The sequence below is a fragment of the Mitsuaria sp. RG genome (genome assembly GCF_028369275.1).
Lineage (GTDB): Bacteria > Pseudomonadota > Gammaproteobacteria > Pseudomonadales > Pseudomonadaceae > Aquipseudomonas > Aquipseudomonas peradeniyensis.
The window spans coordinates 151,519-164,278 of sequence record NZ_JAQMYQ010000004.1 but is presented as its reverse complement, the minus strand read 5'-3'; the positions used below and the strand labels follow the sequence as shown (position 1 = coordinate 164,278).

Below are 12,760 nucleotides of genomic sequence, written 5' to 3'. Positions count from 1 at the left end.
TCAATCCTCATCCGACGCAAACAACCGCTCCAGCTCCACTCGCGCTTCCTTGGCCGTCTGCATCACCTTGGCCCGGTCGTCGCGCACATGCCCCTGGGCCTCCAGCACCTGCTCGTCATGCTCGGTGAAGCGGGCGATGCGATCCGCCGCCTGGGCCTCGGTCAGCCCCAGCCCGACCAGCGCCCGCCGGCTCATCTCCAGGCTGGAATGGTAGGTCTCGCGAATCGGCTCGGCGCCCACGTCCACCAGCTTGTGCACATGCTGGCGGTTGCGCGCCCGGGCAATGACCTTCAGGTGCGGGTACAGGCGCTTGACCCGCTCGGCCGTGCGGGTGGCGGCCTCGGGGTCGTCGATGGTGATGATCACGTACTCGGCTTCGTCTACCTTGGCCGCATGCAGCACCTCGGTGCGCGACGGGTCGCCGTAGAACACTGGCACCTGCTCGAACATGCGGGTCATCTCGATGGTGTCCACCGAGGTTTCCAGGGCGACGAAAGGGATCTTCTGCGCCCGCAGGATGCGCGCCACGATCTGGCCCATGCGGCCCATGCCGACGATCACCACCCGTGGCGTGCCGGCGTCGATCTGCTTGTACTGCTCGGGCACTTCCCGGGCGGGTTGCGGACGCTTGAGGGCGCGGGCGCAGCCGATCATCAGCAGCGGGGTTAGGGCCATCGACAGGGTGATGGTCATCAGCAGCAGGTCGTAGGTCAGGGTGTCGAACAGGCCCTGGTCCTTGCCCAGCTTGAACACCACGAAGGCAAATTCGCCACCGGCGGCCAGCACCATGCCCAGGCGCAGCGCGCTGGCACTGTTGAGGCCCCCGGCGATGCGGCCGACGCCGATCAGCAGCACCAGCTTCACCGCGATCAACAGCATGGTCATGCCCAGCAGCACCAGCGGCATTTCCAACAGCAGGCGCAGGTTGGCGCCCATGCCGACGCTGATGAAGAACAGCCCCAGCAGCAGGCCCTTGAACGGTTCGATCTGCGCTTCCAGTTCGTGGCGGTATTCGGAGTCGGCCAGCAACAGGCCGGCGAGGAAGGCGCCCAGGGCCATGGAAATACCGGCTTCCTCCATCAGCCAGGCAGTGCCGATCACCACCAGCAGCGCGGTGGCGGTGGACACCTCCGGCAGGCCGGTGCGGGCAACGGTGCGAAACAGCGGGCGCAGCAGGTAGCGGCCGCCGACGATGACGATGGCGATGCTGGCGAAGACCTTCAGGCCATGCTCGAAGCTGTCGCCTTGGCTGGTGTCCGGGCCGCTGGCGGCCAGCAGCGGCACCAGGGCGATCAGCGGGATCGCGGCGATGTCCTGGAACAGCAGGATGGCGAAGGCCAGGCGGCCGTGGGGCGCGTTGAGCTGCTTGCTCTCGGCCAGGCTCTGCAGGCCCAGGGCGGTGGACGACAGCGCCAGGCCCAGGCCGAGCACGATGGCCGCCGGCAGGCTTTGGCTGAAACCGAACAGGGCGATGGCGCCGAGCGCCGCGCCGGTCAGGACCACCTGCGCGGTGCCGACGCCGAACACCGACTTGCGCATCAGCCACAGGCGCCGGGGCGACAGCTCCAGGCCGATGATGAACAGCAGCAGGACAACGCCCAGCTCGGAGATGTGCGCGACGCTTTCGGTGTCGCGGATCAGCCCCAGGGCCTGCGGGCCGATGGCCACGCCGGCCAGCAGGTAGCCGAGCACGGCGCCCAGTTGCAGGCGCTTGGCCAGGGGCACGGCGACCACGGCGGCGAGGAGGAAGATGACGGCGGTTTGTAGAAGGCTGCCTTCGTGTGGCATTGCTCGGACTCCTTGAACTGCGTGCGGCAGCGTTTGATGCAACAGCTTATGCCATCGATGAAAGAGGCGGGCATTTTCGGGCCGGGAGGGAAACAGGACAATCCTGGGGTTACAGGAAGCAGCGTTCTGAAAGTAGGACCTTTGCCGAATCAATCGCGGGGCAAGTCGGGCCGCCGCATCGCCGCTCCCACGAAGGTCAGCTACCTTGCGTGGGAGCGAGCTTGCCCCGCGATGGCGATCAACCACTTATTGCAGATGGATTCTCAAGGCCTGCGCCGCCTAGTCCATGGCACTGCGCACACTCCGAAGAAGGTCTGACACCTTGCGTGGGAGCGGGCTTGCCCCGCGATGGTGATCGGCCACTTATTGAAGATGGGTTTTCAAGGCCTGTGCCGCCTGGTCCATGGCACTGCGCACACTGGGCACGGTGCTCAGCACATTGAGCAGGCCGTAGTCATGGATCAGACCGTTGTAGCGCACGGCGGTCACCGGTACCCCGGCGGCGTCGAGCTTGCGGGCATAGGCTTCGCCTTCGTCGCGCAGCACGTCCATCTCGGCGGTTTGCACCAGGGCCGGCGGCAGGCCTTTCAACTGCTCGAGACTGGCGCGCAGCGGCGAGGCATGGATGTCGTCGCGCTGGCGCGGGTCGGTGGTGTAGTTGTTCCAGAACCACTGCATCATGTTGCGGGTCAGGAAGTGCCCTTCGGCGAACTGGTTATAGGACGCGTTGTTGAAGTTGGCGTCGGTCACTGGCCACAGCAGGGCCTGGAAGCGCAGCTTCGGCGTGCCGGCCTCCTTGGCCTTGATCGCCACCACCGCGGCCATGTTGCCGCCGACGCTGTTGCCGGCCACCGCCAGGCGGCTGCCGTCCACGCCAATCTCCTTGCCGTGCTCGGCGACCCAGCGGGTGGCGGCATAGGCCTGGTTGATCGCGGTGGGGAACTTGGCCTCCGGCGATGGCGTGTAGTCGACGTACACCGCCGCGGCACCGGAGCCCACCACCAGGTCACGGATCAGGCGTTCGTGGGTGGGGTAGTCGCCCAGCACCCAGCCGCCGCCGTGGAAGAACATGAACACTGGCAGTTCACCCTTGGCGCCTTCGGGCCGCACCACGCGGATCTCCAGCGGCTGGCCATCGGCCTGGATGGTCCGGCGTTCGACGCGGATCCCCGACAGGTCGACCTTCACCCCGGCCTGGGCACCGCTCAGCACCGCACGGGCATCCTTGGGCACGAGGGTTTCCAGCGGCTTGCCGCCACCGGCGGCCAGGGCCTCGAGGAAGCCCTGGGTGGTGTGCTCGACGCCAGGGCTGCCGGCGGCGAAGGCGCTGTTTACGGCGAGGGCCAGCAGGCCGGCGGTCAGGGTGTGGGACAGTTTCATGTTCTAGCTCCTTTAGGGTTCGAGCCGTGGCTCAGTTCTGGTTGGCGAGGACGGTGGGTTGCACGTAGCTCACGGCGCGCAGCTGGCCGCTGCTGTCGCGGTAGGTCAGGGTGGCGGTGCTGGCCTGGCCTTGGACGCTGGCGGGTGCATCGACGCTGACGACCTTGGCGATGTCCAGGTCCATGCCGTAGTGGTACGGGGTGGCTTCGCTGGCGAAGCTGCTGACGCTGGTGCCGAGGGCCAGGGTGGTAACGGTGAGGGCGAAGGCTTTGCGAAGGGTCATGATCGTTCTCCGGGTTCTGCTGAGTGGGAATGGCGACTGCTTGCTGCTTGGGATTAATATTGCGCGCAAATAGTTTGTGCACAAAATATATTTCCGCTATGACGCTGATTGAGTGCGTCTTGGCCAGCTTCTGTGGGAGCGGGTTTACCCGCGAACACCCGCGAAGCGGGTGCCAGGCACCGCGTTGTCTGTTTCGCGGGTAAACCCGCTCCCACAGGGAGGCAGCATCAAGCGCTGGGTCGGTACTGCAACGCTTCCGCCAGGTGCGCCCTGGCGATGGATTGCGCGCCCTCCAGGTCCGCCAGCGTGCGGGCGACCTTCAGCAGCCGGTGCGCCGCCCGCAACGACAGTGTCAGCCGTTCGCAGGCCTGCTCCAGCCAGGCCTGGTCAACCGGCTCCAGCGGGCAATGCCGGCGCAGTCCCTTGAGGTCGAGGAAGGCGTTGGCGCAGCCCTGCCTGCGCTGCTGCAGCGCCCGGGCCTCGGCCACCCTCTGGCCGACGTTGGCGCTGGTCTCGCCACTGGGCTGGTGGGTCAGCACGGTACTTTCCCGAGCCACCGTCAGGTGCAGGTCGATGCGGTCGAGCAGTGGGCCCGACAGCTTGTTGCGATAACGCTGGACCTGCTCGCTGCTGCACCGGCAGCGGCCGGTGGGGTCGCCCAGGTAGCCGCAGGGGCAGGGGTTCATGGCCGCCACCAGCTGGAAGCGCGCCGGGAAGCGCACCCGGTCCTTGGCCCGGGCCACCACGATCTCGCCGGACTCCAGCGGTTCGCGCAGCACCTCCAGCACTCGCCGTTCGAACTCGGGCAGCTCGTCGAGAAACAGCACGCCATGGTGCGCCAGGGTGATCTCGCCGGGTTGCGGCCGGCTGCCGCCGCCCACCAATGCCGGGCCGGATGCGGAATGATGGGGGTGACGAAAGGGTCTCTGCGGCCAGCTGTCGAGCGGTGCATGGCCACTGACCGAGCGGATCGCCGCCACCTCCAGCGCTTCACGCTCGTCCAGCGGCGGCAGCAGCCCGGGCAGACGACTGGCAAGCAAGGTCTTGCCAGTGCCCGGGGGACCTGTGAACAACAGGTTGTGCGCACCGGCCGCGGCGACCAGCAGGGCGCGCTTGGCGGCGATCTGGCCCTGGACGTCGCTGAGATCCGGATAGGGGCGTTGTTCCAGCAGCAGGCCATTGGCTGCGTAGGGAGACAGCGCGGGCTGGCCGTTCAGGTGGGCCACCAGCTCGCGCAGGTGCCCCATCGCATACACCACCAGGCCGCTGGCCAGGCTGGCCTCCTCGGCATTCTCCCGAGGCACCACCAACGCCCGGCCCGCATCCCGGGCCGCCAATGCCGCGGGCAGCACGCCCTGTACCGGGCGTAAAGCGCCCGACAGGGCCAGCTCACCCAGGCATTCGATGTCGTCGAGGGTGGCTACCGGCACCTGGCCATTGGCGGCCAGGATGCCCAGGGCGATGGCCAGGTCGTAGCGGCCACCGTCCTTGGGCAGGTCGGCGGGGGCGAGGCTCTGGGTGATGCGCCGGGCCGGATAGTCCAGCCCGGAATTGACGATGGCGCTGCGTACCCGGTCCTTGCTCTCCTTGACCGTGGTTTCCGGCAGGCCGACCAGGGTGAGCGTGGGCAGGCCGTTGGCCAGATGGGTTTCGACGCTGACGGCGGGGGCCTGCACGCCCACCTGGGCGCGGCTGTGGACGAGGGCGAGGGACATGGGCACTCCGTATTTGCAGGTGATGGCCGCATCCTGCGGCCTGGCAAAGCTTAGTGGTGCTCCTGGGCAGGTGGACGAGAAGAGTGCGTCGAGTTTTGTCCGGCCTGGCACTCAGTACCGTTGGCGCCTGCCGCCCGAGGCTGCCTGCCGCAGATCACCGGAATCCCCGAACCCCGCGCCCGTGCCAGCAGTTCCTCGGTGTCGTCCCCGCCCGGCAACGCCAGCACCAGGTCGGGCCGGCTGTCGCGCAGCATGAAGACGTTGCGCAGGCGCTCGGCCAGCTTGCCGTGCAGTTGCCAGTTGGGCGGGTAGCGCACGATGTCGGCGCCCTGCTCGCGGGCCCAGCCTTCGATCTCGCCGCCCAGGTGCTGGCTGCCGCCGTGGATCAGCACCCGGATCGGTTGCTGGCGCTGGAGGGCGTCCAGCGCCTGGCGGCAGCGTTGGCTGTCGGCGTAGTTGCGCCCCGCGCAGATCAGTACGCGCATGGCCACCCCCTCAGAACCACTGGCCGAAGCGGCGGATGTACAGGGTCTTCATGCCCTGGGCCACCAGGCAGTAGCCCAGCAGGGTGGCGGCCAGCCACGGGAAGTATTCCCAGGGCAGCGGCACCAGCCCGACCATGGCCCCCAGCGGCGAGAACGGGATGTAGATGCCAAGGCACATCACCAGGCCGGTGGCCAGGATCACCGGCAGCGCCGCGGTGCTCTGGAAGAACGGCACCTTGCGGGTGCGCAGCATGTGCACCACCAGCGTTTGCGACAGCAACCCCTCGATGAACCAGCCGGACTGGAACAGCGCCTGCATTTCCACGCTGTTGGCGGCGAACACGTACCACATCAGGGCGAAGGTGGTGATGTCGAAGATCGACGAAGTGGGGCCGATCCACAGCATGAAACGGCCGATGTTGCGGGCATCCCACTTGCGTGGCTCGCGCAGGAATTCCTTGTCCATGCGATCCCACGGCAGCGACAGCTGGGAGAAGTCGTACATCAGGTTCTGCAGCAGCAGGTGGATCGCCAGCATCGGCATGAACGGGATGAACGCGCTGGCCACCAGCACCGAGAACACGTTGCCGAAGTTGGAGCTGGCGGTCATGCACAGGTACTTCATGATGTTGCCGAAGGTTTCGCGGCCCTTGAGCACGCCTTCTTCCAGCACCATCAGGCTCTTTTCCAGGAGAATGATGTCGGCCGATTCCTTGGCGATGTCGGTACCGCTGTCCACCGAGATGCCCACGTCGGCATCGCGCAGCGCCGGGGCGTCGTTGATGCCGTCGCCAAGGAAGCCCACGGTGTGGCCGTTGGCCTGCAGCGCCTTGAGCACCCGCGACTTCTGCAGCGGGGTGAGCTTGGCGAACACCGTGCGTTCCTCGACCAGCGCCTTGAGCTGGGTGTCGTCCAGGCGCTCGATGTCCTGGCCGAGCAGCGGCTGGCCGGGCGCAAGGCCCACTTCGCGGCAGACCTTGCAGGTGACCACCGGGTTGTCGCCGGTCAGCACCTTCACCTTCACGCCCATCTCGCGCAGGGCGGCGATGGCCGGGCCGGCGGTTTCCTTGGGCGGGTCGAGGAAGGTCAGGAAGCCCCGGATCACCAGCTCGCGCTCGTCATCGGTGTGGTACTGGGGCTTGCCGGCGGCGGCCGGAATGTCGCGGGTGCCAACCAGCAGCACGCGGAAGCCCTCCTGGTTGTAGGCGCTGGCGGTATCCAGCAGTTGCTGGCGTCGTCCGGCATCCAGGACGACCCGCTGGCCGCCTTCTTCGACATGGGTGGCGATGGCCAGCATTTCCTCGACGGCGCCCTTGCTCACCAGCAGGTGGTCGCCCAGGGCATCCTTGACGATCACCGACAGGCGCCGGCGGATGAAGTCGAAGGGCAGCTCGTCGACCTTGGCGTAGGCATAGGGTGGCTGGAAGCCCTGGTCTTCGCCGGCAAAACGCAGCACGGCCTGGTCCATCAGGTTCTTCACGCCGCTCTGGTGGTGGCTGTTGAGCCAGGCCAGTTGCAGCAGGCGCGGGTCCTGGTGGTCGCTGGCGTCGACGTGGTGCTCGAGGATGATGCGGTCCTGGGTCAGGGTGCCGGTCTTGTCGGTGCACAGCACGTCCATCGAGCCGAAGTTCTGGATGGCGTTCAGGCGCTTGACCACCACCTTGCGCCGGGCCATGGCCACGGCGCCCTTGGCCAGGTTGGCGCTGACGATCATCGGCAGCATTTCCGGGGTCAGGCCCACGGCCACGGCCAGGGCGAACAGGAAGGCGTCGCTCCAGTCGCCCTTGACCACGCCGTTGAGCATGAACACCACCGGCACCATCACCAGCATGAAGCGGATCAGCAGACGGCTGACGCTGTTCACCCCGCGGTCGAAGGCGGTCTGGCTGCGCGAGCCGACGATGGCCTTGGCCAGCGAACCGAAGTAGGTGCGCTTGCCGGTGGCCACCACCACGGCGCGGGCGCGGCCGCTGACCACGTTGGTGCCCATGAAGCCGATGTTGGGCAGGTCCAGCAGGCCGCTTTCATCGTTGGCGCTGCCTCCGGCGGATTTCTGCGCGACGTGGCCGAGGGTGTCGTATTTCTCCACCGGCAGCGCTTCGCCGGTCAGTACGGCCTGGCTGATGAACAGGTCGCGGGACTCGATCAGGCGGATATCGGCGGGGATCATGTCGCCAGCGGCCAGTTGCACGATGTCGCCGGCCACCAGTTCGTTCATCGGCACTTCGCGCAGGCGCGCCGGCTGGTCGTGGCGCTCGCGGCGCAGCACGGTGGCGGTGGTACGGACCATGGCCTTGAGCGCATCGGCGGCCTTGCCCGAGCGGTACTCCTGCCAGAAGCGCAGCAGGCTGCTGAGGCTGACCATGGTCATGATGATGATGACCTTGGTCAGGTCCGCTTCCTCCAGCTCGCCGGCGCTTACCGGCAGCCAGTAGTCGGTGACGAAGCTGATGCCGGCGAGGGTGAGCAGCACGTAGATGAAGGGGTTGTGCAGGGCCTTGAGCAATTGCACCAGGGCCGGTTGCGGTTTGTCGTGGGCGACCTGGTTGGCGCCGTCGCGCTGCAGGCGCTTGGCGGCCTCGTGTTCGGTCAGGCCCAGCTCGCTGGCGTCGAGGTTGGCCAGGGTCACGGCCAGGCCGTTGCGTGCCTCGCGGGCGGCACGCATGGACAGGCGGGCATCATCGCCGGCTTTGCTGTGGGTGTTGCGGTCTTTTACGGTCATTTGGCTGTGCTCCTGCCGCAGGAGGCGGCACGACACACAGTCGACTCACGGTTGGGAAGGTGAGTGAACGTGTCCCGTGTCGCAATGATTCAAACAATGAAAAACGTGGTTTTTCCGACGTTTACGTGTTCGCTGGCGAATGCCGGAAATAAGATCGGCAGCGAACTTTCTACTGGCTGATTCCATGGTCGGTTAATCCCTTTGTTAAATGGCGGGCAATAGAACTTCAACGAACTTTAATTACTTAAAGTTCGGAAGTTTCTGACGATTTATATGGCGTCAGTTCAGCGAACGGACAGCACGGCGCGCGTCACTGCAGGCAGCAACGGGCGCGCTATCGACTGGGCGGTTCCAGGGACGAGGTCAGACCCCAGCCGAGGACAGGACGGTGCGGGGCCTTGTGCGCACAGGTGCGCAGGCGAGGGATGGCGATATCGAGGTTCATGAGCTTGCCTCCGACCGGGCGGGCACCCGGGGCGACAAGCGACGGCGGAGCAGCAGGCTCTGGCGCGGCTTGCCCGACCTAGGGGCGGGCCCGGAGTTCCGGTTCAAGTGCCTGGCGGCCAAAGGCTGCCAGACAGCGACTAGATACTGTGTCCATTGAATTCTTCGTGAGTTGAAATAAAGGCCCGCTTTTCGGGGCGGGTGAACTTTATGCAAAGCATAGCGGGGAAGTCAACCGGGAAGGCGTAACTTAAATATGTTTCATCTGCTGGGAGGGGAATTAATGCAAGGTACTGCGCAAGTGCTATCGCGGGGCAAGTCCGCTCCTACAGGTTGGCGTGGTACCTGTGGGAGCGGCTTTAGCCGCGAACACCGGCGAAGCCGGTGCCATCCACCGCGTCGCTTGCTTCGCGGCTGAAGCCGCTCCCACAGGGTGCGCGCGCTTCTGCCTGGTCAAGGCAGAAGCAGGCATTCGATCAAGGCTTGGCGCCCAGGATGATGTGCGAGGCCTTGATCAGCGCAGTGGCCTTAACACCCGGCTTCAGGCCGAGCTCCTGCACCGCTTCGCGGGTGACGATGGCATACACCTTGGTACCGCCCGAGAGCTTCAGCACCACCTCGGCATTCACCGCGCCGTCACCGACCCGCAGCACTTCGCCTTCCAGGCTGTTGCGCGCAGACAGCCTGTAGCCGGCGGCATCGGTCATCAGCACTACCCAAGGCGCCTTGACCAGCGCCACGGCCTGCTTGCCGACGTTGATGTTGAGGTTGTGCAGGCTGGCCATGGTGACCACCGCCACCAGCTTCTCGCCGCCGCCCAGGGTCAGCTCGACCTCGGCATTCACCGCGCCAGGCTGGACGGCGCTGACAGTACCTTCGAAGACATTGCGTGCACTGACTTTCATGGGGAAGCACTCCGTGTGATCAATCACCACGCCCAAAGGATTCAGGCGCGTACGTAAACCCAGGCGGTCAGCCCCGAGGCGAGGCCGACGGCGATACGCTTGTAGTCCGATACTTCGTAGCGGTCGGCGGCGGCCAGCTCTTGTTCGCTGATCTGGAAGACCATGCCGGCGACGCTGTCTTCGGCCCGCTCGCTGGGGGAGACGATGGGGTGGTGGCTCTTGCCACTGGTGGCCAGCACTTGCGGGTCGGTGATCTGCACCCAGTCCTGGCGATAGCCCGGCATGCGGTCGGCCTGGCCGGTCAGTTCACGGCCGAAGTTGGCCAGTTGCACGGCCTTGTCCTGCAAGGTGCCGTAGGAGAACAGCAGCACCGGGTAATCGCTGGACGGTTGCATGACTTATTCCTGAGTAGGCGGGGCGATCCGTGCTTCCAGCTCGGCGAATTGCTGCTCGAGGGCTTCGAGGCGGGCGCGGGTGCGGGCCAGCACCACCATCTGGCTGTCGAATTCCTCGCGGCTGACCAGGTCGAGCTTGCTGAAGGCGCCCTGCATCAGCACCTTGAACTGGCTTTCCAGTTCGGCACGAGGCGCGGCGGTATCGCCGCTGAACAGGCGCGATGCCTGGTCGCTCAGGGCATCGAGGAAGGCTTTGGGCGCGAGCATGTCTGGTATCCGCTGATCACTGAAAGGGCAGCAGTGTAGCACGGGCCCCCGGGCCACTTGCGCTGCACGCTTTTCGCGCAGGGCGGCCAAAGGTCGCGCACCGATTTTGTGCGCTTTTTCCCTGCTGGCGATTGGCCAATCCCTACCGGTTCACGCAACTACCTGTTTTCCCGTGACTTGCGCCAACTGGCAAGGTTTCTGCAATGACCTGAGCGAGCCATGCACTGATGCAGTCCCTTGTGACCAGGCAGTGCGCAGGCGGAGCCGGAAGGTTCTTCGTCACAGCCGGATCGTGCGTCGGCGGGGAGGATGGAGCCGACGACGCGTTACAAAGCCAGGCGCTGCGCTTAGACTTGAGACGGGTTTGTTTTCCTGGGGCAAGTCCACCAAATCGGGAGAGAGTTTCATGAAGCTAGTCACTGCCATCATCAAGCCGTTCAAGCTGGACGACGTGCGCGAGTCGCTGTCGGAAATCGGCGTTCAGGGCATCACCGTGACCGAAGTCAAAGGCTTCGGCCGGCAGAAGGGTCACACCGAGCTGTATCGCGGCGCTGAATATGTGGTCGATTTCCTGCCCAAGGTGAAGATCGATGTCGCCATTGACGACAAGGACCTCGATCGGGTGATCGAAGCCATCACCAAGGCGGCCAACACCGGCAAGATCGGCGACGGCAAGATCTTCGTGGTCAATCTGGAGCAGGCGATCCGCATCCGTACCGGCGAAACCGATACCGACGCGATCTAAGCGCCAAGCAAAGCCTCACCAAACCCAACGCCCCAGGAGAAAACAACATGACTCTGCGCAAGATCGCAGGGCTAGGAGCCCTATTGTCCCTCGTAATGCCAGGGCTGGCCCTGGCCGAGGAAACTGCCGCCCCCGTGCTGAACTCCGGCGACACCGCCTGGATGCTCACCTCGACGGCACTGGTCCTGTTCATGACCATCCCGGGCCTGGCCCTGTTCTACGGCGGCATGGTGCGCTCGAAGAACGTGCTGTCGGTGATGATGCAGTGTTTCGCCATCACCGGGCTGATCAGCATCCTCTGGGTCATCTACGGCTACAGCCTGGCTTTCGATACCGCGGGTATGGAAAAGGGCGTGCTCAACTTCAATTCCTTCATCGGTGGCTTCTCCAAGGCCTTCCTCAACGGCGTCACGCCGTCGGGCCTGACCTCGGCCACCGCGCTGTTCCCCGAGGCGGTGTTCATCACCTTCCAGATGACCTTCGCCATCATCACCCCGGCGCTGATCGTCGGTGCCTTCGCCGAGCGCATGAAGTTCTCGGCGATGCTGATCTTCATGGGCGTGTGGTTCACCCTGGTCTATGCGCCGATCGCGCACATGGTCTGGAGCGGTGACGGCGCGCTGATGTGGGACTGGGGCGTGCTGGACTTCGCCGGCGGCACCGTGGTGCACATCAACGCCGGTATCGCCGGCCTGGTCTGCTGCCTGGTGCTGGGCAAGCGCAAAGGCTATCCGACCACGCCGATGGCCCCGCACAACCTGGGCTACACCCTGATGGGCGCGGCCATGCTGTGGATCGGCTGGTTCGGCTTCAACGCAGGTTCCGCCGCTGCCGCCAACGGCACCGCCGGCATGGCCATGCTGGTGACCCAGATCGCCACCGCCGCCGCCGCCCTGGGCTGGATGTTCGCCGAGTGGATCTTCCACGGCAAGCCAAGCGCCCTGGGCATCGCCTCGGGCGTGGTTGCCGGCTTGGTCGCCATCACCCCGGCCGCCGGCACCGTCGGCCCGATGGGCGCCCTGGTGATCGGCCTGGTGTCCGGCGTGGTCTGCTACTTCTGCGCCACCAGCCTCAAGCGCAAGCTGGGCTATGACGACTCCCTCGACGCCTTCGGCGTGCATGGCATCGGCGGCATCATCGGCGCCCTGCTCACCGGCGTGTTCGCGGCGCCTGCCCTGGGCGGCTTCGGCGCGGTCACCGACATCGCCGCGCAGTTCTGGATCCAGGCCAAGGGTGTGATCTTCACCGTGGTCTACACCGCCATTGTTACCTACGTGATCCTCAAGGTCCTGGACCTGGTGATGGGCCTGCGGGTCAGCGAAGAAGAAGAGTCGGTCGGCCTCGACCTGGCTCAACACAACGAGCGCGGCTACAACCTGTAACCGCGATGCTGGAAAACTTGCCCGGTTCGCCGGGCATTTTTTTGCCTGTAATTTACCGTTTGGCCTGGGGCAAACGGTTTCCCTGCGCTGATCGCGACCTGGGGTTAAAACTTACAAGCCATCGGGTGTTTCTGGTGCTTTGCTTTTTCTGCGAGCGCGCTAGAATGCGCGCCGAAGGAAGCTGGACGAGTAGTCCACACACTTCGCTACCCTTTGCTAGGCTTGCCAATAGCCTGTGGCCAGCAAGGG

Annotated in this window: 11 protein-coding genes; 2 read left to right on the top strand and 9 right to left on the bottom strand. The window is 65.5% G+C overall.

The window, feature by feature from the left end; translation table 11 throughout:
* From POF53_RS04210 to POF53_RS04170, 9 genes are all read right to left on the bottom strand, one after another.
* Complete coding sequence (locus tag POF53_RS04210) at positions 1-1,788, bottom strand: monovalent cation:proton antiporter-2 (CPA2) family protein (protein WP_498966515.1); 1,788 nt, start codon at positions 1,786-1,788, stop codon at positions 1-3.
* A gap of 363 nt (positions 1,789-2,151) precedes the next feature.
* Positions 2,152-3,168, bottom strand: a complete 1,017-nt coding sequence (locus tag POF53_RS04205) for an alpha/beta hydrolase (protein ID WP_498966513.1) — start codon at positions 3,166-3,168, stop codon at positions 2,152-2,154.
* Positions 3,169-3,199: 31 nt separating this feature from the next.
* Positions 3,200-3,451 (bottom strand): DUF2790 domain-containing protein, encoded by a 252-nt coding sequence (locus tag POF53_RS04200; RefSeq protein ID WP_203649041.1) that lies wholly within the window; start codon positions 3,449-3,451, stop codon positions 3,200-3,202.
* A 227-nt stretch (positions 3,452-3,678) separates the two neighbouring features.
* A complete protein-coding gene (locus POF53_RS04195) occupies positions 3,679-5,166 on the bottom strand; it encodes a YifB family Mg chelatase-like AAA ATPase (RefSeq protein WP_498966511.1) in 1,488 nt (495 codons plus the stop codon).
* 50 nt (positions 5,167-5,216) lie between these two features.
* A complete protein-coding gene (locus POF53_RS04190; protein WP_232854786.1) occupies positions 5,217-5,651 on the bottom strand; it encodes a DUF2493 domain-containing protein in 435 nt (144 codons plus the stop codon).
* A gap of 10 nt (positions 5,652-5,661) precedes the next feature.
* Positions 5,662-8,373, bottom strand: a complete 2,712-nt coding sequence (gene mgtA, locus POF53_RS04185) for a magnesium-translocating P-type ATPase (protein WP_498966508.1) — start codon at positions 8,371-8,373, stop codon at positions 5,662-5,664.
* A 920-nt stretch (positions 8,374-9,293) separates the two neighbouring features.
* Entirely contained in the window at positions 9,294-9,722 is a 429-nt protein-coding gene (locus POF53_RS04180) for a TOBE domain-containing protein (protein WP_203648995.1), read from the bottom strand.
* A 41-nt stretch (positions 9,723-9,763) separates the two neighbouring features.
* A complete protein-coding gene (locus tag POF53_RS04175) occupies positions 9,764-10,117 on the bottom strand; it encodes a gamma-glutamylcyclotransferase family protein (protein WP_498966506.1) in 354 nt (117 codons plus the stop codon).
* A gap of 3 nt (positions 10,118-10,120) precedes the next feature.
* Entirely contained in the window at positions 10,121-10,384 is a 264-nt protein-coding gene (locus POF53_RS04170; RefSeq protein ID WP_203648991.1) for an accessory factor UbiK family protein, read from the bottom strand.
* A 406-nt stretch (positions 10,385-10,790) separates the two neighbouring features.
* Between POF53_RS04170 and glnK the strand changes: the two genes are divergently transcribed.
* Positions 10,791-11,129 (top strand): P-II family nitrogen regulator, encoded by a 339-nt coding sequence (gene glnK / locus POF53_RS04165; protein ID WP_002555808.1) that lies wholly within the window; start codon positions 10,791-10,793, stop codon positions 11,127-11,129.
* Between the two features lie 47 nt (positions 11,130-11,176).
* The gene (locus tag POF53_RS04160; protein WP_028688622.1) at positions 11,177-12,511 is read left to right on the top strand and encodes an ammonium transporter; all 1,335 of its coding nucleotides are present in this window, start codon (positions 11,177-11,179) and stop codon (positions 12,509-12,511) included.
* The last annotated feature ends 249 nt before the right edge of the window (positions 12,512-12,760 follow it).